The sequence below is a fragment of the Mesorhizobium sp. LNJC394B00 genome (assembly GCF_000502555.1).
GTDB lineage: Bacteria > Pseudomonadota > Alphaproteobacteria > Rhizobiales > Rhizobiaceae > Mesorhizobium.
Map to the genome: position 1 here is coordinate 92,311 of NZ_AYWH01000009.1, position 20,259 is coordinate 112,569.

Sequence of the window (20,259 nt, forward strand, 5' to 3'; positions counted from 1 at the left end):
GAGTGGCTCATGCCGCCACCATGCTGTTGTCGTTCGTCAGCCCGCAGGCCCCCAGCACGGCGCGAGCGACAAGCTCGCGCGCTGCGTCGAGCCGGTATTCGGCGCTGCCGCGCACGTCGGCAATCGGCGAGAGCTCGGCCATCGGCGCGGACAGGAGAGCATCGGCGAGTGCCGGGCCGACAGGCTTGCCCACCAGCACGGCTTCGACAGCGGCGAGCCGCCTGGCGACGGCCGAGCAGGACCCGACCGCGACAGCGGCTTCCATGACTATGCCACTCTCGGCAACGAGGCGCGCCGCCACCATGGCGATGGAGATGACGAGGTAGCGCCGCGCACCGAGCTTGACGAAGGCCGACGTGCCGGCAGAGGCCCGCTTCGTGATGCGGATGGCGGTGACCAGTTCGCCCGGCAGCAAAGCGGTGCGGCGGTTGCCGAGAATGAACTCCTGCAGCGGCAGATGACGCGTCGCGGCTGCAGAGCGCAGCTCGACCTCGGCGTCCAGCACCAGCAGTCCCGGAACGCCATCGGCGGCAGGCGAAGCATTGCAGAGATTGCCGGCGATCGAGGCGACATTCTGGATCTGCAGGGAGCCCACTTCGCGCGCGGCCTGCTTCAGCGCATCGAAAGCCGCCGGCAATGGATGGCGGACAAGGTCGGTCCAGGTGGTGCGGGCGCCCAAAACCCAATGGGTTTCGGTCTCGGCAATGCCGCGCAGCGAGACCAGGCCGTTAATATCGAGAACATTGTCGCGGAACGGTTTGGCGCCCTGCGCCGGATAGAAATCGGTGCCGCCGGCAAGCACGCGCCAGGCGCCCTCGCCCAGCAGAGCGAGCGCCTCGTCGAGCGTGGCGGGTTTCGCGTAACGGATCACGCTTTGCCTTCCAAAAAAATAGGCCTTCCCATTGGGACCTTCAAAAGGTGGGGTCTTCCCGAACCCCGCCAATGTCTGATCAGGCCAAATTCATTCGTATGCAAATGATATCAAGCTGGCGGAAATTGTCAAAGCCGGAGTTTAAGGGAACCCGGCCGCCAAGCATTTCTTACGCTTGCAGAGGTTGACGCAGGCGGCCATCCGGTCAAGTTTCAGCATCCGGTCGCATCAGCGGCGTATTTCACTCGATCCCCCGTTCGAGACTAGAAGAGGAGAGGCGCCATGGCCGACGAAGCGCTTGTTGTCATCGACCTGCAAAACGACTTCTGCCCCGGCGGCGCACTGGCGGTTGCCGGCGGCGACGAAATCGTGCCGCTGGTCAACGATCTGATTCGGCATGCCGAGCATGTCGTGCTGACGCAGGACTGGCACCCGGCCGGACATTCGAGCTTTGCCTCCAGCCATCCGGGGGCGCAGCCCTTTAGCGCGATCGAGATGCCCTATGGGCCGCAGACGCTGTGGCCGGACCATTGCATCCAGGGCAGCCTCGGCTCGGATTTTCACTCGGGGCTCGCCTGGACCAAGGCCGAGCTGGTAATCCGCAAGGGATTTCGCCCTGATATCGACAGCTACTCCGCCTTCTTCGAGAACGACCACAAGACGCCGACGGGGCTCGCCGGCTACCTCAAGGAGCGCAGCATCGACAGTGTGACCCTGGTTGGCCTGGCGACCGACTTCTGCGTTGCCTTTTCGGCCCTCGACGCGGTCAAGCAAGGCTTCAAGACGACGGTGCGGCTCGACGCGTGCCGCGGCATCGATCTAAACGGTTCGGTCGAGGCGATGCTGAAGAGGATGCGCGATGCCGGGGTGAAGCTCGAAGACCCGATCTCGGAGTGACTGGATCGTGACGCAGCGAGGGGGCTGCACACAGTTGGGGAAGGCTTTCGCGGCAGGTGTACTCGCTTCCGCTGTGTCTCCGCAAATGGCCTTCGCGGCCGAGGCCCGCGGCCTGCCCGATGCTGCCATGTCGCTGTGGTGGGCGCTGCCTTTCGCCGGCCTGCTGCTCTCGATCGCCACCGGACCGCTGCTGTTCCACCATGTCTGGGAGCATCATTACGGCAAGATCGCCGCCGGCTGGGGAGCGCTGGCGGTCATCCCGCTGATGGTTGCATTCGGCGTTCCGGTAGCCGGTGAAGCCGTGCTGCACACGCTGCTCACCGAATACATGTCGTTCATTATCCTGCTGTTCGCGCTCTACACCATTTCGGGCGGCATCCTTGTCGCCGGCAACATCCATGGCACGCCGCTGGTCAATGCCGGGCTGCTGCTCGTCGGGGCGATGCTGGCCTCGGTGATCGGCACCACCGGCGCCTCGATGATCCTGATCCGGCCGATGCTGCGCGCCAACGACAACCGGCAGTTCAACGCCCATGTCGTCATCTTCTTCATCTTCCTGGTGTCTAACATCGGCGGCTCGTTGACGCCCTTGGGCGACCCGCCATTGTTCGTCGGCTTCCTGCGCGGCGTCGACTTCTTCTGGACGTCGGCGAACCTCTGGCGCGAGACGCTGTTTACCGGCGGCCTGGTGCTGCTTGTCTTCCTGGCCATCGACATCATGCTGCATCGCCGTGAAGGCGGCGCGCCGAAGATCAAGGATCCGACGCCGGATACGAAGGTGCGCCTTCGCGGCCTGGCCAATCTGCCGTTGCTGGCCGGCGTCATTGCCGCGATCCTGCTTTCAGCTGCCTGGAAGCCGGGCGTGACTTTCTCCATCCTCGGCGTCGGCCTCGAACTGCAGAACCTGGTGCGCGATGCCATCATCCTGGCGCTCGCCGGGCTGTCGCTTGTCGTTTCCCTCAAGAGCCATCGCGAGGCCAACGGCTTCACCTGGGGCCCGATCGCGGAGGTGGCAAAACTGTTTGCCGGCATCTTCATCTGCATCGTGCCGGTCATTGCCATCCTTCGCGCCGGCCATGACGGCGCGCTGGCGCCGCTGGTGGCGCTGGTGACGTCACCCACCGGCCAGCCCAATGATCTCGCCTATTTCTGGCTGACCGGCGGGCTGTCGTCCTTCCTCGACAATGCGCCGACCTATCTGGTGTTTTTCGAACTCGCAGGCGGCGACGCGCGGCACCTGATGACGGAGGCGGCCTCGACGCTGGCCGCGATCTCGGCCGGCGCGGTGTTCATGGGCGCCAACACCTATATCGGCAATGCACCCAACTTCATGGTCTACGCCATTGCCCGACACCGCGGTGTGAAGATGCCGGGCTTCTTCGGCTACATGGCGTGGTCGGGCCTGGTGCTGATCCCGGTTTTCCTGATTGCGGGTTTTTTGTTCTTTGCGTGATGCGAAGGGCGCTGGGCCCTTACCTACCCCTTGTGGGGAGGTCGGACCGAAGGTCCGGGTGGGGGTCGGTGCCGCCCCCACCCGGCTGCTTCGCAGCCACTTGCCGGGGCGAGCCACGGGTCCCGCCCGTCCTTCGGACCCCCACAAGGGGGAGGGTAATCTTAGCCGACGCCTACATATCGGCGCACCGCCGACGGATCGGCGCGAAGCTGTTCGACATCCACCGTCTCGCGGTTACGGCCGTTTTCGATGAAGCAGACGCGGTCGGCGACGGACAGCACGGCGTCGACGCGCTGTTCGACCAGAATGGTGGAGACACCTAGCTCACGCAGCTTCACCACCGTCTCGCGAATCTTGGCGATCATCGACGGCATCAGCCCCTCCGTCGGCTCGTCTAGCAACAGCACCTGCGGCTCAAGGCAAAGCGCACGGGCCATGGCCAGCATCTGCTGCTCGCCGCCGGACAAAGTGCCGGAGCGCTGGCGCAGCCGCTGGCGCAGCAGCGGGAAGAGATCGAGCACCCTCTCGCGCGTCGCTCTGCCCTTGCCGCGCGCCATCAGACCGATCTCGATGTTTTCCGCCACCGTCATCTCGGCGAACAGCCGCCTGCCTTGCGGTACATAGGCGACGCCGGCCTTGGGCACCTCATGCGCCGGCAGGCCTGTCAATTCCTTGCCGGCGAGCCGNGTTCAGACGTGTGCTCTTCCGATCTTTGCGGTACATAGGCGACGCCGGCCTTGGGCACCTCATGCGCCGGCAGGCCTGTCAATTCCTTGCCGGCGAGCCGGATCGAGCCGGCGCTCGACGGAACCAGCCCCATGATTGCTTTCAGCGCCGTCGTCTTGCCGGCGCCGTTGCGACCGAACAGGCACAGCACCTCGCCCTTGTTGAGCACGAGATCAAGCTCGTAGAGCACCTGAACCTCGCCATAGAAGCAATCGAGCCTGGAGATGGTCAGCGCTTCAGTCTTGTGGGCTTCAGTCTTGGGGGCCTCAGTCTTGGGGGCCTCAGTCTTGGGGGCTTCGCTCATGGCGCCGTCCCCAGATAGGCTTCCTGCACCTGTGTGTTGGCGCGAACCTGTTCGGGCGAGCCTTCGGCCAGGATCCTGCCGGCGTTGAAGACCGTGATGCGGTCGGCCAGCTGCATGACGACCGGCATGTTGTGCTCGATCAGGAGCACGGTGGCGCTCTTGGCAATCTCGCGCACCAGTCCGATGAAATTGTCGATCTCGCTGTCGGCCAGCCCCTGCGTCGGCTCGTCGAGGATCAAAAGCCGCGGCTTAAGCGCCAGGCCCATCGCGACTTCCAGCAGGCGCTGGTGGCCGTAGGAAAGCTGGCCGGCCGGCATATGGGCGCGGCCGGCAAGTCCGGTGCGTTCCAGCGCGGCCATGACGCCGGTGCGCACCGCAACTTTCGAGCGGCCATCGGTCAGCGTGCGCTGCACCGGCAGCGCGACATTATCGTAGGCAGAGAGGTTGGCGAAGACGCTGGTGATCTGGAAGGTGTAGGCGATGCCCCGGCGCACCCTGAGATAGGCCGGCTGGCTGGTGATGTCGGCGCCGTCGAAGACGATCATGCCGGACGATGGCTGAATGCGGCCGCTGACCAGGCTGACGAAGGTGGTCTTGCCGGCGCCATTGGGGCCGATGACGGCGCGGATCTCGCCCGGCATCAGCTGAAAATCGACACCGTCGACGGCGCGCAGGCCGCCGAAACTGCGCGCCAGGCCTTTGGTGGTCAGCAACGGCATCATGGGAGCCACCCGAGCCAGCGCTGGCGGATGGTGCCCAGAATGCCTTTGGGGAAAAACAGCACCAGCAGGATGAGCGCAATACCGACTATCAGGAGATAGGCGGAGGTGTAGCCGCTGGCGGTGTCGATGACATAGTACATGAACACCGTGCCGAGCAGCGCGCCCAGCGTCGTTGCGGCGCCGCCGAGCAGCACCCAGAGCAGCGGCAGGATGGAATACTGCACCGAGGCAAAGCTCGAGCCGACATAGCCGAACAGCAGCGCATAGGCCGCACCCGAGGCGGCGCAGATGGTGCCGGAGACGACGACGGCGATCAGCTTGTTGGAGAAGGTGTCGTAGCCCAGCATTTTCGTGCGCTCCTCGTTCTCGCGCACCGCGACCAGCACGCGGCCATAGCGGGAGCGGACGATGGCGAGGGTGATCAGCAGCACGACCGAGAACAGCGCCAGCGCGCTCATGTAGCGCACGGTCGGGTTGGTTAGGTCGAGCGATGTCGCGCCGAAGGCCAGAACCCGCGCCGGCTGCGGCACGACCAGACCCTGGTCGCCGCCGGTCCAGGCGGCGAAATAGAGGATGACGAGGTAAAACACCTGCGCGAACATCATGGTAACGATCATGAAGGCGACGCCGGTGGTGCGCAGCGCCAGCAGGCCGATCACCAGTGCCAGCAGCGCGCCGCAGGCGATGCCGGCGAGGAAAGCGAAAGGCACGTTCCAGCCGAGATGGATGACGGCGAGACCAGCGCCATAGAGCCCGGCGGCGAAGAACATGGCGTGGCCGAGGCTGAGCAGGCCGACATAGCCGAACAGCATGTTGTAGCCCATGGCGAACACCGCCAGCACCATGATGCGGGCGACGAGGCCGTGATGATAATCCGGCAGGACGAAGCTCAGGGCGAACAGCAGCGCGATGGCGCCGATGTGCAGAGCATAGGCTTTTGCCGGCGAAGCTTCGCTCATCGCGGCGCCTGCCCGAACAGGCCTTGCGGCCTGAACACCAGCACCATGGCCACCAGCAGCGTGGCGATGATCTTGGCCAAAGTCGGCGAGAAGAACACCGAGATGATGCCGTCGGACAGCCCGATCAGCACGGCGGCGACGACCGTGCCGCGCAGCGAGCCGAGGCCGCCGATGATGACGACGATGAAGGACAACAGCAGCGGGTCCTGCCCCATCAGGTAGTGCGCCTGACTGATCGGCACGATCAGCACGGCGGCGATGGCCGCCAGCATGGCGCCGAGCGCGAAGACGCCGGCATAGACGCGGGCGACCGGAATGCCGAAGGCCTGCGCCGTCTCGCTGTCATATTGGGTGGCGCGCATGATGAGGCCGATCTTGGTGCGCGTCAGCACCAGCCAGGTGGCGATGAGCAGAAGGGCCGAAGCGGCAATGATCGACAGCTTGTAGCCGGAATAGCCGAACCAGGGCAAAAGGATGCGGTAGCTGAAGGGCGGCTCCACCGGGCGCGCTTCCGGGCCATAGAAGCTCAACGCCAGCTGCTGGATGATGTAGAGCATGCCGATCGTGGCGACGATGGTGGCTTCCGGATTGTAATTGACCCGGCGCAGCACAAGCCGCTCGGCTACCAGCGCAATGGCGCCGACAATCAGCGGCGCAATCACCAGCGCCGCCAGGAAGCCGAGCGTGGGATGGCCGGGTATCGCCGTCGAGATCGCCCAGGCCAGCACCGCGCCCAGCATGAAGAACTCGCCATGGGCGACGTTGACGACGCGCATGACGCCGAACACCAGCGACAGCCCAAGCGCCGTCAGCGCCAACACGGCGGAGGTGACAAGGCCTTCGAGGGCGGCGAGGAGGAGGTGGGGTCCGAAATGCATTCAGGGCGCCCTTACCCTCCACTTGTGGGGAGGGTGACCGCGCAGCGGTCGGGTGGGGGTTGGGCACGGGCCGTCGCGACCCCCACCCCGTCTCGCAAGCTTCGCAAAGTGCGAAGCTTGCGTGCCGACCCTCCCCACAAGGGGGAGGGTAAGGCGCCTCACAGCGCCTGCGTCGTATAATCCCCTTCGGCCTCGTAAAGCCCGTCCTCGATCTTGGTCTTGTGGACGACATTCAGCTTGCCACCTTCGACCTTGGAGATGTTCTGGATGCCAAAACACTGGTGGATCTTGCCTTTGAAGGTCTTCGGCCCCTGCGGATGCTCCGGCCCTTCGGCGAATTCGGTCAGCGCCTCGGTCGCCTCGACCAGCTTGGCGCGGTCTTCCGGGCCCTTGTAGCCGGCGTCTTCCATCGCCTTCTTGACGACATAGAGCGTCTCCCAGCAGCCGAACATGTGGGCGGCGGTGGAGACGTCCTTGGGGTCGCCAACGGCAGCGCCATTTTCGTCGATGCCGACGGCGGCGCGGTAGGCTTTCTGCGCGGCCGAGTCATTGGCCTGCGCATAGCGCGGCGAACCTTCCCAGAAATGGCTGCCGTCCAAAAATTCGAGGCCGGGGCTATTTATGTCGGTGGCTTCGAGCGAATCGATAAAGCCGAACAGTTGCGGCCGGTTGGAGCCGTAGAACTCGCCGAGTTCCTTGACGAAGGTGAGCACGGCCGGGCCGACCATCACGTGGTAGATGACTTCGGTCTCGGCGGGTATCTGCGGGAAGTATTTCGTGAAAGATGACTCTGTCGGCGGGATGGCGATCTGGGCGATGACCTCGGCGCCTTGCGCCTTCAGCGCCGGCGGCAGGTAGTCGCGATGGTCGTAGCCGAAGGCGAAATCGGGGAAGATCTGCGTCACCTTCTTGCCGGCATTGGCCGCGATCCATGGCGCCATCGACTGGATCTGGCTCTTCACATCGGTGATGCCAGGCTGGAAGACATAGCGGTTGAGCTTGGTCGAAGCGACGTGGTGGCCTTCGCTGACGACGAAATACGGGATCTTGTTTTCGCCGGCGGCCGGCGCCGAGCCGATCACCACATGCGAGAACAGCGTGCCGAAGACGATGTCGGTCTTGTGCTGGGTGGCGAACTTGCCGACCACCTCGGCGCCACGGCCGGGATCGGTGCCGTCATCCTCGATCACCAGTTCGACAGGTCGGCCATTGATGCCGCCGGCGTCGTTGATCGCCTTGACCGCGGCGGCACTGGTCTTTTCATACCAGCGGCCATAGGCGGCGCCGATGCCGGTGCGGTGCGACTGGAAGCCGATCTTGATTGGCGCCGAACTCTGCGCCTGGCTGTAGCGGACGAAGCCGGGCGCGAGCGTCAGCCCGGCGCCGGCGGCGAGACCTTTCAGCGCGGTGCGGCGGCTAAGGGTGGATTTGGAGAGATCGAAAAACCCATTCTTGTCAGTCACGGCAGTTCCCCTGTTTTTGAGTTTTGACTGTCTGTAACGAGGCAAGGCCACTCCCTTGCAGGAGGGGCAGAAATTGCATGTGTACAAACTAAATCACCAAAGCACAGAGCTTGCAAGCGGGCTTTCCGCAAAGGCATATTGATCAGCTTGTCTCATCCGGCCGTCGGCGTGGCAAGCAACCACAGGCCGAAGATCGTGTAGGCAATCATCAGCATGGTGAGCGGCAACTGGCTGAGGGCGGCGCGCGATGGCACCTGGTGCAGTCGCCAGGCCAGTCCATGGGCAACGAGCACCGCCAGCATGTGCCCGGCGATGATGATGCCGGCCTGCAGGTTCCACAGCCACCAGGCGGAGTGGGCCCCGGCGACGATGCCGGCCTCGATCTGCATGTCGGCGGCGCCGAACAGGTTCCATCCCAGCGCGAACGGGTCGGACAAAGCGGCGATCGCATACTGGCCGTCGACCAGCAGCGCCGTCAGATAGTGCGCGACATGATAGGCGAGCGCGATCGGTACGATCGACCAGACCAGCAGCCCGGCGGCCTCGCCGTGGGAATGTCGGCTGCCGGCAAGGCGCTGGCCGAGTATGACGGCCAGCAGGAATGCCGCCGCGAGCAAGACGAAGGTCAGCACGAGGCCAAAGCTGCTTATGCCGATGAGCGCGGTGCGGCCGGGATATTCCAGCGGGTTGATGCCGAACAGGCCGAGCCAGAAGAAGGTTTTCGACAGGCCGTCGAAGGACACCGATGACAGGCTGAGCAGCAGGAAGGCGATACCGCTTGCCGGCAGGGGCGCTGCGCCGAGCAGTTTTGCGCCGGGCCAGCAGAGAGCGAGGCGGCCGTGTTCATCGCGCTCGACGATGGCGAAACGAGCCACCATGGCGAAAAAGATCGTCAGGAATTCGCCGCGCCGGCTCCAATCGCGGTAGCCGAAGGCGAGCATGGCGATGAAGGTAAGCAACCAGTAGAGGCCGGCGGCATAGGCCAGCCGCGCCGGATCGTCGGGCGCCGGATAGATCAGTTCGAACCAGGCGAAGGCGAAGAACAGGATAACGGCCGGCCAGCAGCCGAGCCATGAAGGCAAACGCGATTCCTGTCCCTCACCGCCACGAAGCTCGAACAGGCGGCTTACGATCCGCCACGGGCCATACCATGGGTTCAGCCACGACCAGAGATCGCCGAACAGGCCTTGGGCGATGGCAAGGCCGACCCAGAGCAGCGTCCAGATGGTTAGCGGCAGCGGATTGGAGAGCGGGTCGCGGCTGCCGAACAGGCCGGCGGCGATGAGGGTTGCGAAGCCGGCAAAGGAGATGAGGCTGATGATTATGCGGGCGGTGTCGGCGAATGGGAAGAGCGGCAGGCGGCGGCGCCAGAAGCGGTCGAGGGTTGCGGGTGGCAGCAGGGCGAGGACGAGGAAGCTGACCGCGACGGCAAGCGCGCCGCCGGCGATGTAGTAGCCGGTCGGGAGGAGGAGGACGTGGCCGCGGTCGGAGGCGTGGGCGAAGGCAGGGGTGGGGAGGAGTGTGAGGGTGGGGGAGCAGGCGACATATGTCAGCCTGACGCGATCCTTCACACCCCCCTCTGGCCTGCCGGCCATCTCCCCCGCAAGGGGGGAGATTGGATGTCGCCGGGGCTTTCGCCAACTTTCAAGGGTGAAGAAAGAGGCGCGGTACTCGACGCTGCCAATCTCCCCCCTTGCGGGGGAGATGTCCGGCAGGACAGAGGGGGGTGGGCGGGAACTCACGCTATCGCGATTTCCATTTCGTCCAGCAAGGCACCCGCCGACCCTCAAACCTTGACCAGCTGCTCCACGCGATCCTTCGCCCCAAAAATCCGGAGATAGCGCTCGATCTCCTTCTTGTCGCCCGTCGCTTTCGCCGGATTGTCCGACAGCTTCACCGCCGGCCGGCCATTGGCCTCCGTCACCTTGCAGACCAGCGATATCGCATCCAGGCTGTTGGTTTCGGTCGGCGCGCAGGCTTCGAAATCGTTGGTGAGGTTGGTGCCCCAGCCGAAGGACATGCGCACCTTGCCCTTGAAGTGCCTGTAGGTCTCCTCGATGGTTTCGACCTCGAGACCGTCGGAGAAGATCAGCAGCTTCTGCCTGGGGTCCTTGCCCTTCTCGCGCCACCAGTCGATGATTTTTTCGCCGCCTTCGATCGGCGGCGCGCTGTCGGGGCGGAAGCCGGTCCAGTCGGCGACCCAGTCCGGGGCGTCGCGCAGGAAGGATGCGGTGCCGAAAGCGTCGGGCAGCACGATCAGCAGGTTGCCGCCGTAATAGCGCTGCCAGTCCTGCAGCACCTTGTAGGGTGATTCCTTCAATTCCTTTTCCGACTTGGCAAGGGCGGCAAAAACCATCGGCAATTCATGCGCGTTGGTGCCGAGCGCTTCGAGGTCGTTGTCCATCGCCAGCAGCACGTTCGAGGTGCCGGTGAAGGCTTCGCCAATGCCTTCCTTGAGCGCCTCGACGCACCAGCGCTGCCACAGGAAGGAATGGCGGCGGCGGGTGCCGAAATCGGAGATGCGGATGCCGGGCAGCGCCTTCAAGCGTTCGGTCTTGGCCCACATCTTCCCCTTGGCGCGTGCATAGAGCACGTCAAGCGCGAAGGGACCGAAGGCGCGCATGGCGGCGCGGGAACGAAGCTCATTGATGATCGCCAGCGCCGGGATTTCCCACAGGGTGGTGTACATCCAGGGACCGCTGAAGGAGAGCTCGTACTGACCGTCGCGCTTGGACAGCTCGTAGTCGGGCAGCCGAAAACCTTCCAGCCAGGCGAGGAATTCCGGCTCGAAGATCTGCTTGCGGCCATAGAAATTGTTACCGCCAAGCCAGATCATCTCCTTCTTGGAGAAGCGCAGCGTGCGGGCATGGTCGAGCTGGTCGCGCAATTCGCCTTCGTCGATGTCGTCGGCAAGCCGCACCGAGGTGGTGCGGTTGATCAGCGAAAAGGTGGCGTCGACCTTGGGGTACATGCCCCAGATCATCTGCAGCATCAGAAGCTTGTAGAAATCGGTGTCGAGCAGGCTGCGGACGATCGGGTCCAGCTTCCAGGTGTGGTTGTAGACGCGCCGCGCTATATCGGTTCTTGCCATGTCCTGCCGTCGCCTTCGCTGCTCACGTCTGTCTTACGCAATTCCGGACGGAAAACCGCCGCACTCGTTTCCTGGAATTGCCTGGCAAGAGCTTAGTAGCATTGAATTTTTGAAAGCGCTTCCCGCTTTCCGGGCTGGCCCGACAAAAAGCAGTCGCTCCGGTCCAGCCTCAACTCTTGGCGCCCACCACCCGCAGCGCCGGACGCTTCCGGCGGCTGCCGGTGCGGCCGGCCACCGGCGCGTCGGCGCGGCTGTCGGCCTGTTCCTTTTCGGCAAACAGCCAGTCGACGAACAATTGCACGATCGGCGCCGAACGCATCTCGTTGCGGCAGACGACGTAGAAATCATCGACCGCCGGCACCGACAGGCTGAACGGCGCCACCAGCAGGCCCCTGGCGAGCAGCATGCTGGCGGTGACGGAATCGCCGAGCGCCACGCCATGGCCATGCACCGCGGCTTCGATCGCGGTGCGGGCGTCGCCGAGATGGTGACGGCGGCCACGTTCGAGGTCGAGCCCATCGGCGGCGGCCAGCCAGGTGTGCCATTCGCGGCCATCATCGCCATGCAGGATGACATGGCCAGCAAGATCCCGGCAGATGCGGAGCGGCCGGTTGTTGATCAACGTCGGGCTGACCACCGGGAACAGTTCGAGGCCCGACCATTTGCGCATCCAGCAATCGGTCCAGCTGCCGTCGCCATAGAGCACGCAGAGATCGACCTGTGGGGCGCGGATGTCCTTGGGGTCGTTGGACGGGATCAGCGTCAGCCTGATGTCGGGGTATTGCGCCATGAAGCTGCCGAGCCGCGGCGTCATCCACAGAAGCAGCAGCGCCGGCACGCAGGAGACCGACAGCGTACCGGCGCTGGCTGGCCTGGTCATGCGCTGGGTGGCGGCGGCGATGCCGTCGAAGGCGGTCGAGACCGCCGGCAGCAATTCGGCGCCGTGCGGGGTGAGCTTTACCCGCTGTCCGGTGCGTTCGAACAGTTTTACGCCGAGTGATTGCTCGAGCGCCTTGATCTGGTGGCTGATCGCGCCGTGGGTGACGTTGAGCTCACTCGCCGCCTTGGTCAGCGAGGCATGCCGCGCCGTCGCCTCGAAGGCGCGCAAGGGATTCAAGGGGGGCAGACGCTTGGCCATGAGCAACCGGATACTCTGTGAGATTTTCTCACAATCAGCACCGTAACAATATCAATTGATTTTTCAATGCGGCTGCCGGACACTTTGGCAGGTCAACAGCATCAATGACGTGAAATCTACAGGCAGCCAGCGGGACAGCGACCCGGCCGGATAATGGTCAGTTTGCAGACGCTGCCGCATGCACCAGCCCGGCAGGAGGAGACCGACATGGGTTATGACAGAGGCAAGCTTGACGCGCTGCGCCGCAAATATGGCGAGAGCCATGGCGGCGAGATGTTCGACCCGAAGTTCCGCAAGGTCGCCGACAAGATCTTCTCCAAGAGCGGCACCCGACTCGCGCCCTATGCCGGCATCCCGACCTTCCTTGCCGCGCCCTATCGCGAAATCGCAGCCGACAATCCCGATTTCGGCGATTTGCAGGTGGCGATCATCGGCGTGCCGATGGATCTCGGCGTCACCAACCGGCCCGGCTCGCGCTTCGGGCCCAGGGCACTGCGCGCCATCGAGCGCATAGGCCCCTACAATCATGTGCTGGAATGCGCGCCGACGCATGAGCTGCGCGTCGCCGACATCGGCGATACGCCGTTCCGCAGCCGCTACCGGCTGGAGGTCAGCCACGAAGACATCGAGCGCCGCACCAACCAGATCGTCGATGCCGGCGTGCTGCCGCTATCGGTCGGCGGCGACCACTCGATCAGCCATCCGATCCTGAAGGCGGTCGGCAAAAAGGCGCCGGTCGGCATGATCCATATCGACGCCCATTGCGACACAAGCGGGCTGTTCGACATGACCAAGTTCCATCATGGCGGACCGTTCCGCAACGCGGTGCTGGACGGCGTGCTCGACCCGACCCGCACTATCCAGATCGGCATCCGCGGCTCGGCGGAGTATCTGTGGGAGTTCACCTATGAATCCGGCATGACGGTCGTGCATGCCGAAGAGGTGACGGGTCTCGGCATCCCGGCCATCATCGAGAAGGCGCGCAGAATAGTCGGCGACGGCCCGACCTACATTTCCTTCGACGTCGACAGTGTCGATCCGGCCTTCGCGCCGGGTACCGGCACGCCGGAAATAGGCGGCCTGACGACGCGCGAGGTGCTCGAACTGCTGCGCGGCTTGAAAGGTCTCAACATTGTCGGCGGCGATGTCGTCGAGGTGGCGCCGCAATATGACGCGACCACCAACACCGCCCATGTCGGCGCCCAGGTCCTGTTCGAGATCCTGAGCCTGATGGTGTTCAGCCCGGCGATCACCGGCAAGGGGGCCTGACGGATTTCACATGCAAAGGCGGCCGCCGCGCTGGAGCCGGCGGCCGTTTCCAAAACAAACAAGCTTCCAGAAGGGGAATACCAATGACAATCCAAATGAAATCAACCATCGCCGCCGCGCTGATGCTCGCCGGCCTCGGCTTCGCCTCCCCGGCCAATGCCGACGCCGTCGACGACATCACCAAGGCCGGCGCCATCAATGTCGGCATCTTCTCCGACTTTCCGCCCTTCTCCTCGGCCAGCGCCGATATGAGCATCAAGGGTTACGACGTCGACGTCGCGCAGGCGATCGCCGATTCACTCAAGGTGAAGCTCAATCTGGTCAGCGTCACCGGCCAGAACCGCATCCCGTATCTCACCGACAAGCGCGTCGATATCCTGATGAGCGTCGGCTATTCCAAGGAGCGCGAGGAGGTGATCGATTTCGCCGCCGCCTATGCGCCCTATTACATCGCCGTCATCGGTCCGGCAGCGCTTTCGATCAAAGGCAAGGAAGATCTCGCCGACAAGTCGATCGCCGTCAATCGCGGCACGCTGGAGGATACGTCGCTGACCGAAGCGGCGCCGGCATCGGCCGACATCAAGCGCTTCGACAACTACAATTCCGTCATCCAGGCCTTCATCTCGGGCCAGACCCAGCTGATGGTGGTCGGCAATGATGTCGGCGCCCAGGTGCTGGCCAAGCAGGACGCGCTGAAGCCGGAGCAGAAGTTCCAGCTTCTGACCTCGCCTTCGCATATCGGCCTCAACAAGAAAGAGGACCGGCTGAAGACGGCGGTCAATGATGCGGTTGCCAAGATGCTGGCCGACGGCAAGCTCGATGAGAGCTCGAAGGCCTGGCTGAAGACGCCGCTCAATCCCGACAACCTCAAGGATTGAGTTTTCTCGTGGCCTTTGCCTGGCTCCCAGGCGCTGTGGGCGACATCGCGCGCGGCGCGGCCACGACGATCCTGTTGATCGTCGTGACCACGCTCGTAGGCACGCTGCTCAGCATCCTGGGCGCTGCCGGCCGGCGCAACGGCCCGGTATTCGTGAAGCGCGCCATCGCGGTCTATGTCGAGGTGATGCGCAACACGCCGTTCCTGGTGCAGCTGTTCTTCATCTTCTTCGGCCTGCCCAGCCTCGGCATAAGGCTCGATCCGATCCTGGCCGCCATGCTGGCAATGACGCTCAACATGGCAGCCTACACCATTGAAATCGTCGGCGCCGGTCTCGATGCCGTGCCCGGCGGACAAACGGAAGCAGCGCTTGCACTGGGCTTGAGACCGCGCCAGGTGTTCATCAAGATCGTGCTGCCGCAGGCGCTCAAGGTGATCTACCCGGCGCTGACCAGCCAGATCGTCATCATGATGCTGGAATCGGCCGTGGTGTCGCAGATCGCCGTGCGTGAGCTGACCTATGAGGCCGACATGCTGCAAGCCCGCACCTTCCGCTCCTTCGAAACCTATTTCGTCGTGACCCTGGTCTACCTCGTCCTGTCCATGGCCTTGCGCCGGCTGCTGGTCACAGGCGGGCGCCGCGTATTGGGGGCAGGTGTCACATGATCGAATTCACCTTCTGGGACATCGTTCGCAATCTGCTGCTCGCCGCCCGCTGGACGGTGCTGTTGTCGCTGGCCGCCTTTGTCGGCGGGGCGCTGGTCGGGCTGATCGTGCTGTTCTTCAGGATCGCAGAGAATAAATGGAGCCAGCGGGTCGCTTCCGGCTACATCGCCCTGTTCCAGGGAACGCCGCTGTTGATGCAGCTGTTCCTGATGTTCTTCGGCCTGCCGATGCTCGGCCTGCGCATCGAGCCATGGACGGCAGCGGTGCTCGGCCTGACCTTCTTCGCCAGCGCCTATCTGGCCGAGATCTGGCGCAGCGGCGTCGATGCGCTGCCGCGCGGGCAGTGGGACGCTGGCGCCAGCCTTGGGCTGCACCGTCTGCAGGAGCTCAGGCTGATCATCCTGCCGCAGGCGTTCTCGATCACAAGGGCGCCGATCGTCGGCTTCCTGGTGCAGTTGATCAAATCGACGGCGCTGACCTCGATCATCGGCTTCGAGGAGCTGGTCAGAACCTCCAACGCCATCAACAACGCCACCTTCGAACCGTTCAAGGTCTACGGGCTGGTGGCGCTGATCTTCTTCGTCATGTGCTTTCCACTGACGCAATACGCCCGTACGCTCGAACAACGAGCGGCGGCCCACTGACGCCAGGCGGCGACAGTGCGTGAAGGGAACCTGCCGGAATAGAACGGCATCAACTGAGGAGAAACCAGATGAACAGACTGATTGGAAAATCCCTGACACGGCGCGGCGTGCTTGGTGCGGGCCTCGCTACAGCCGGCGTGCTCGCCATGCCGTCGATCCTGCGCGCGCAGGACAAGTCGCTGAAGGTCGGCGTCTATGGCGGCTATTTCAAGAAATCCTTCGACGAGCACGTCTTCCCAGATTTCACCAAGGCCACCGGCATTGCAGTGGAATCGGTCGCCGAGCCGACCGGCGAAGCCTGGCTGGTGCAGCTCGAACAGGCGTCCAAGGCCGGCCAGGCGCCGGCCGACCTTTCGATGATGTCGCAGACCTCGACGCTGAAGGGCCAGTCGACCGAATTGTGGACGCCGCTCGATACGTCGAAGTTCAAGCACTACAACGACCTCTTGCCGCGCTTCGTCAACAAATATCCGGATGGCCGGGTCGCCGGCATCGGCGCCGTCGCCTGGTGGATCACGCTGGTCTCCAACACCGACGTCTACAAGGATGCGCCGACCTCATGGGAGACTCTGTGGGACAATGCCAATGAGGACAAGCTTGGCCTTCTGGCACTTGCCTCGAACTCGTTCCTGCTCGAAGTGACAGCCAAGACCTTCATGGGCGGCACCAATGCGCTCGACACCGAGGACGGACTGAACAAGGCGTTCGAAAAGCTCGCCGAGCTCAAGCCGAATGTCCGGCTGTGGTATCGCGACGAGGCGCAGTTCGAGCAGGCGCTGAAGTCGGGCGAGATCCCGATGGGCCAGTATTATCACGACGTCACCGGCCTCGCGGTCGCCGACGGCTTCCATGTCCGCTCGACCTTCCCGAAGGAAGGCGGCATCCAGGATTCCGGCAATTGGGTGCTGTCGCGCGCCTCGACCAAGGTCGACGAGGCGCATGCCTTCATCGACTATATGAGCCAGCCGTCGATGCAGGGCCTGATGTCGCGCAAGGTCGGAACCACGCCGACGCTGAAGAAAGAGGTGCTCGACCTCAAGCCGGAAGAGTTCGCAGCCGTGTCGTCGGATATCGATCCGATCATCCCGCGCTACGACCTCTATACGTCGAAGGCCGACTGGATCAACCAGAAGTGGACCGAGCTGATCGTCGGCTGAGCCGTTCGATCCGTCTGAACCACAGCGGCCGCCGGCATAGTCCGGCGGCCCCTTAGCAAACCCTCCAAGGGATGAGCATGTCCGGACTAGACATCAACGCCGTCACCAAAAAATTCGGCAACTTCGCCGCCGTCGACAATGTCCAGCTCAACGTGCCGCATGGCACGTTCGTGTGTCTGCTCGGCCCGTCGGGCTGCGGCAAGACCACGCTGCTGCGCATGATTGCCGGACTGGAGGAGCCGACCAGCGGCGCCATCGTGCTCGACGGCGAGGACATCACGCCTTTGCCGACGCACAAGCGCAATCTCGGCATGGTGTTCCAGTCGCTGGCGCTGTTTCCGCATCTCTCCGTCGGCGACAACATCGCCTATGCGCTGCGCATTCGCGGCGCCTCGAAGGAGGAGCAGAAGAAACGCGTCGACGAGTTGCTGGGCCTCATCCATCTGACCGGCTTTGCCGACCGTCCGGTGGCCAAACTATCGGGCGGTCAGCGCCAGCGCGTGGCAATTGCGCGGGCCTTGGCGCTGTCGCCGAAACTGTTCCTGCTCGACGAGCCGCTGTCGGCGCTCGACGCCAAACTGCGCGAGGCCATGCAGGTAGAACTGCGCCAGTTGCAGCAGCGGTTGGGCATCACCACCATCGTCGTCACCCACGACCAGCGCGAAGCCATGACCATGGCCGACCTGGTCGTCGTCATGGGCCACGGCAGGATCCTGCAGGCGGCGCCGCCAATCGAGATCTACCGCAAGCCGGCCGACGCCTTCGTCGCGGACTTCATCGGCATCACCAATCTGCTGCCGGCCGAGATCGACAGCACCGGGCGCACCACCATTCTGGGCACAGCCATTCCAGGTCTTGCCATGCCGGCGGGTCAGACCAAAGCTTCTGTATCGGTCCGCCCCGAGGATGTGCATCTCGGCAGCCCCGGCGGCTCGGCCATCACCGGCGAGGTGAGTTTCGTGCGCGATCTCGGCGGCACCATCGAGACCTTCGTCGACGTCGGCGGCACCAGCATCATTGCGGTGACGACGCCGCGCGAGCGGCATGACGTGCCGGTCGGCGCCAAGGTCGGCGTAACATTGCCGCCGGCAAGCTGCGTGGTGCTCGGCGCATGAGACGCGAAGCCCCGAAGTCGCTAGCCGACTACACGCCGCTGTTCTTTCCGGCGCTGATGCTGGTCGTCTTCTTCGTCGTGCCGTTCTCGACGATGATCGCGGTCAGCTTCTTCAAACGCAACCCGTCCGGTTTCTACACGCCGGATTTCGTGTTCGACAATTACGCCCGCTTCCTGTCGGTGTTCTTCGGCGGCGTGCTCGGCTTTTCGCTGATGCTGGCGGTGCTGGTCGCCGTCTGCTGCGTCGCCATCGCCTTCCCCTTCACCTACCTCCTGACCCGCCGGCCGCGCCGCGTGCAGACGCTATGGCTGGTCGGCCTGCTGTCGGTGCTGTCGCTGTCGGAAGTCATCATCGGCTTTGCCTGGTCGACGCTGTTTTCGCGCACGGCGGGCATCACCAATCTGTTCGTGGCGATCGGGCTGATGGACAAGCCGGTGGCGCTGCTGCCGACCTTCGGCGCGGTGCTGACCGGCATGGTTTACCAGGCGCTGCCCTATACGATCCTGGTGCTTTACCCCGCTTTGGTCCGCCTCGATCCGACTCTGTTAGAGGCCGCGCGCACGCTCGGCGCCTCGCCTATCCGGGCCTTCTTCAACGTCGTCGCGCCGGCGCTGCGCAACACCATCGTGGCGACGCTGATCATGGTCTTCGTCTTTGCGCTCGGCTCCTATCTGCTACCGCAGATTCTGGGACGCCCGCAACACTGGACGCTGTCGGTGCTGATCACCGACCAGGCGATCTACCAGTCCAACATGCCGTTCGCAGCCGCGATGGCGGTGTTCCTGGTGCTGATCTCGCTGGCGCTGGTCGGACTGACGCTGCTCGTCGGACGAAGGGAGAACGCCCTATGACCGCGACCTTGCTGCGCCGTGTCTATTTCACCATCGTCGCTTTGTTTCTGGCGGCGCCGCTGATCGTCGTCGCCGGCGTGTCGGTGAATTCGCGGCAGGAGCTCAGCTTCCCCCCGGTCGGCTTCTCGCTCGCCTGGTACGCCCAGATCTTCACCGATCCGGAATGGCGGCTGGCGCTGATCCATTCGGTGACGCTGGCCGTCTGCTCGGCAGCCATTGCCGTGGCGGTCGCGCTGCCGCTGGCCTGGTTCCTGTGGCGGCGCATCGCGCCATGGGCGAACATCTTCCAGGTGCTGGGGCTTGCCCCCTTCATCCTGCCGCCGGTCATCACCGCGCTCGGCTTCCTCTCCTTCTGGGCGACGGTCGGGCTGTTCGGCCAGTTCTTCACCGCCATCATCAGCCACGCCATCTTCTTCGTGACGCTGCCGCTGGTGACGCTGTCGCTCGGCTTTGCCTCGATCGACCGCTCGCTGGTCGAGGCCGCGGCGACCATGGGCGCCGATGACCGCACAGTGCTGAAAACCGTGGTGCTGCCGTTGATCCTGCCCTACCTCGTCTCGGGCTACGCCTTCGCCTTCGTCTTGTCGCTCAACGAATACATCGTCGCCTACATGACGATCGGCTTCACCACCGAGACGCTGCCCATCAAGATCTTCAACGCGCTGCGCTACGGCTACACACCGACCATGGCTTCGGTGTCGGTGTTCTTCGTCGCGGTGGCGGCACTGGTGTTCGGCTCGATCGCCAGGTTCGGCGATATACGCAGACTGCTCGGCGCGATGTCGTCGGACGGGAGCTGAGCGCAATCATTCTAAGTAACAGCACCAGTACAGCACCCCTCGATCGCTGCTCAGACCACCAATGCCATGAAGGTGCTGAGTGCACCCTATGCACTCGCGCAGGCGGCAGCTTCGCGCCTTTGCTGGCCGTTCAGAAGTCCGGGCTGGCCGCCCGAAAGCGGTCGTCCTAGCAGATGACTTGCTCATACGCTTGAGTTGACCGGCCGAATGTTCGCGGAGGAATAACGCGCAGCCTACGACTGAGCGCCGCCTCGTCGACGGAAAGAGCTAGAAGACTCGCCGCTCGGCTGATCTGATCGAGTAGCAGCCGGTGGTGGCCTGAGGTCTAGCTAAGATGCGATCGCTGCTCCATCGGAGGCGATTTGCGATTAACTGACA

General features: G+C 64.0%; 18 protein-coding genes and 2 pseudogenes. 10 read left to right on the forward strand and 10 right to left on the reverse strand.

Annotated features, from left to right (window positions below):
* Positions 1 to 7 precede the first annotated feature (7 nt).
* On the reverse strand, positions 8 to 871 hold the full coding sequence (locus X751_RS139795; protein ID WP_023745842.1) for a xanthine dehydrogenase family protein subunit M: 864 nt from the start codon (positions 869 to 871) through the stop codon (positions 8 to 10).
* Positions 872 to 1,153: 282 nt separating this feature from the next.
* Here X751_RS139795 and pncA point away from each other — a divergent pair, with 282 nt between their 5' ends.
* Positions 1,154 to 1,768, forward strand: a complete 615-nt coding sequence (gene pncA, locus X751_RS139790; protein ID WP_023683560.1) for a bifunctional nicotinamidase/pyrazinamidase — start codon at positions 1,154 to 1,156, stop codon at positions 1,766 to 1,768.
* Positions 1,769 to 1,853: 85 nt separating this feature from the next.
* Positions 1,854 to 3,221 (forward strand): sodium:proton antiporter, encoded by a 1,368-nt coding sequence (locus X751_RS139785; RefSeq protein ID WP_050592398.1) that lies wholly within the window; start codon positions 1,854 to 1,856, stop codon positions 3,219 to 3,221.
* A 161-nt stretch (positions 3,222 to 3,382) separates the two neighbouring features.
* Here X751_RS139785 and X751_RS1000000167125 read toward each other — a convergent pair.
* The 9 genes and pseudogenes from X751_RS1000000167125 to gcvA all read right to left on the reverse strand — a co-directional run.
* Positions 3,383 to 3,907, reverse strand: a pseudogene (locus X751_RS1000000167125) (ATP-binding cassette domain-containing protein); the annotation flags it as partial.
* A gap of 26 nt (positions 3,908 to 3,933) precedes the next feature.
* Positions 3,934 to 4,251, reverse strand: a pseudogene (locus X751_RS1000000167130) (ATP-binding cassette domain-containing protein); the annotation flags it as partial.
* Positions 4,248 to 4,973, reverse strand: coding sequence for an ABC transporter ATP-binding protein (locus X751_RS139780; protein WP_023745844.1), 726 nt, complete (start codon positions 4,971 to 4,973; stop codon positions 4,248 to 4,250). The gene X751_RS139780 and the pseudogene X751_RS1000000167130, both read right to left, overlap by 4 nt.
* Positions 4,970 to 5,932, reverse strand: coding sequence for a branched-chain amino acid ABC transporter permease (locus tag X751_RS139775; RefSeq protein ID WP_023745845.1), 963 nt, complete (start codon positions 5,930 to 5,932; stop codon positions 4,970 to 4,972). The genes X751_RS139780 and X751_RS139775 overlap by 4 nt, the downstream gene beginning before the upstream one ends.
* Positions 5,929 to 6,810 carry a branched-chain amino acid ABC transporter permease gene (locus tag X751_RS139770; protein ID WP_023745846.1) on the reverse strand — a complete coding sequence of 294 codons (882 nt, stop codon included), beginning with the start codon at positions 6,808 to 6,810 and terminating at the stop codon, positions 5,929 to 5,931. The genes X751_RS139775 and X751_RS139770 overlap by 4 nt, the downstream gene beginning before the upstream one ends.
* Positions 6,811 to 6,968: 158 nt before the next feature.
* Positions 6,969 to 8,273 carry an ABC transporter substrate-binding protein gene (locus X751_RS139765; RefSeq protein WP_023745847.1) on the reverse strand — a complete coding sequence of 435 codons (1,305 nt, stop codon included), beginning with the start codon at positions 8,271 to 8,273 and terminating at the stop codon, positions 6,969 to 6,971.
* A gap of 152 nt (positions 8,274 to 8,425) precedes the next feature.
* The gene (locus tag X751_RS139760; RefSeq protein WP_023745848.1) at positions 8,426 to 9,868 is read right to left on the reverse strand and encodes a hypothetical protein; all 1,443 of its coding nucleotides are present in this window, start codon (positions 9,866 to 9,868) and stop codon (positions 8,426 to 8,428) included.
* Positions 9,869 to 10,059: 191 nt separating this feature from the next.
* Positions 10,060 to 11,364: a nicotinate phosphoribosyltransferase gene (gene pncB, locus X751_RS139755; RefSeq protein WP_023745849.1), complete on the reverse strand. Its 1,305-nt coding sequence runs from the start codon at positions 11,362 to 11,364 to the stop codon at positions 10,060 to 10,062.
* A gap of 169 nt (positions 11,365 to 11,533) precedes the next feature.
* Entirely contained in the window at positions 11,534 to 12,502 is a 969-nt protein-coding gene (gene gcvA, locus X751_RS139750) for a transcriptional regulator GcvA (protein ID WP_023745850.1), read from the reverse strand.
* Between the two features lie 207 nt (positions 12,503 to 12,709).
* On the opposite strand from gcvA, the gene speB reads away from it, so the two are divergent.
* The 8 genes from speB to X751_RS139710 all read left to right on the forward strand — a co-directional run bounded on the left by speB (position 12,710) and on the right by X751_RS139710 (position 19,881).
* Complete coding sequence (gene speB, locus X751_RS139745; protein ID WP_023695895.1) at positions 12,710 to 13,771, forward strand: agmatinase; 1,062 nt, start codon at positions 12,710 to 12,712, stop codon at positions 13,769 to 13,771.
* Between the two features lie 83 nt (positions 13,772 to 13,854).
* A complete protein-coding gene (locus X751_RS139740; RefSeq protein ID WP_023745851.1) occupies positions 13,855 to 14,649 on the forward strand; it encodes a transporter substrate-binding domain-containing protein in 795 nt (264 codons plus the stop codon).
* The gene (locus X751_RS139735; RefSeq protein ID WP_023745852.1) at positions 14,646 to 15,314 is read left to right on the forward strand and encodes an amino acid ABC transporter permease; all 669 of its coding nucleotides are present in this window, start codon (positions 14,646 to 14,648) and stop codon (positions 15,312 to 15,314) included. The genes X751_RS139740 and X751_RS139735 overlap by 4 nt, the downstream gene beginning before the upstream one ends.
* Positions 15,311 to 15,958 carry an amino acid ABC transporter permease gene (locus X751_RS139730; RefSeq protein ID WP_023695893.1) on the forward strand — a complete coding sequence of 216 codons (648 nt, stop codon included), beginning with the start codon at positions 15,311 to 15,313 and terminating at the stop codon, positions 15,956 to 15,958. Before X751_RS139735 ends, X751_RS139730 begins: the two co-directional genes overlap by 4 nt.
* Before the next feature lie 77 nt (positions 15,959 to 16,035).
* A complete protein-coding gene (locus X751_RS139725) occupies positions 16,036 to 17,115 on the forward strand; it encodes an extracellular solute-binding protein (RefSeq protein ID WP_031247249.1) in 1,080 nt (359 codons plus the stop codon).
* 77 nt (positions 17,116 to 17,192) lie between these two features.
* A complete protein-coding gene (locus X751_RS139720) occupies positions 17,193 to 18,230 on the forward strand; it encodes an ABC transporter ATP-binding protein (protein ID WP_023671274.1) in 1,038 nt (345 codons plus the stop codon).
* Complete coding sequence (locus tag X751_RS139715) at positions 18,227 to 19,081, forward strand: ABC transporter permease (protein WP_023745854.1); 855 nt, start codon at positions 18,227 to 18,229, stop codon at positions 19,079 to 19,081. The genes X751_RS139720 and X751_RS139715 overlap by 4 nt, the downstream gene beginning before the upstream one ends.
* Positions 19,078 to 19,881: an ABC transporter permease gene (locus tag X751_RS139710; RefSeq protein WP_023671272.1), complete on the forward strand. Its 804-nt coding sequence runs from the start codon at positions 19,078 to 19,080 to the stop codon at positions 19,879 to 19,881. Before X751_RS139715 ends, X751_RS139710 begins: the two co-directional genes overlap by 4 nt.
* The last annotated feature ends 378 nt before the right edge of the window (positions 19,882 to 20,259 follow it).

Bases quoted from the DNA above. Each gene is read 5' to 3' on its own strand.
- pncA (WP_023683560.1), top strand. From the start codon at position 1,154: ATGGCCGACGAAGCGCTTGTTGTCATCGACCTGCAAAACGACTTCTGC.
- X751_RS139785 (WP_050592398.1), top strand. From the start codon at position 1,854: ATGGCCTTCGCGGCCGAGGCCCGCGGCCTGCCCGATGCTGCCATGTCG.
- X751_RS139780 (WP_023745844.1), bottom strand. From the start codon at position 4,973: ATGATGCCGTTGCTGACCACCAAAGGCCTGGCGCGCAGTTTCGGCGGC.
- X751_RS139775 (WP_023745845.1), bottom strand. From the start codon at position 5,932: ATGAGCGAAGCTTCGCCGGCAAAAGCCTATGCTCTGCACATCGGCGCC.
- X751_RS139770 (WP_023745846.1), bottom strand. From the start codon at position 6,810: ATGCATTTCGGACCCCACCTCCTCCTCGCCGCCCTCGAAGGCCTTGTC.
- X751_RS139760 (WP_023745848.1), bottom strand. From the start codon at position 9,868: ATGGCCGGCAGGCCAGAGGGGGGTGTGAAGGATCGCGTCAGGCTGACA.
- pncB (WP_023745849.1), bottom strand. From the start codon at position 11,364: ATGGCAAGAACCGATATAGCGCGGCGCGTCTACAACCACACCTGGAAG.
- gcvA (WP_023745850.1), bottom strand. From the start codon at position 12,502: ATGGCCAAGCGTCTGCCCCCCTTGAATCCCTTGCGCGCCTTCGAGGCG.
- speB (WP_023695895.1), top strand. From the start codon at position 12,710: ATGGGTTATGACAGAGGCAAGCTTGACGCGCTGCGCCGCAAATATGGC.
- X751_RS139740 (WP_023745851.1), top strand. From the start codon at position 13,855: ATGACAATCCAAATGAAATCAACCATCGCCGCCGCGCTGATGCTCGCC.
- X751_RS139730 (WP_023695893.1), top strand. From the start codon at position 15,311: ATGATCGAATTCACCTTCTGGGACATCGTTCGCAATCTGCTGCTCGCC.
- X751_RS139720 (WP_023671274.1), top strand. From the start codon at position 17,193: ATGTCCGGACTAGACATCAACGCCGTCACCAAAAAATTCGGCAACTTC.
- X751_RS139715 (WP_023745854.1), top strand. From the start codon at position 18,227: ATGAGACGCGAAGCCCCGAAGTCGCTAGCCGACTACACGCCGCTGTTC.
- X751_RS139710 (WP_023671272.1), top strand. From the start codon at position 19,078: ATGACCGCGACCTTGCTGCGCCGTGTCTATTTCACCATCGTCGCTTTG.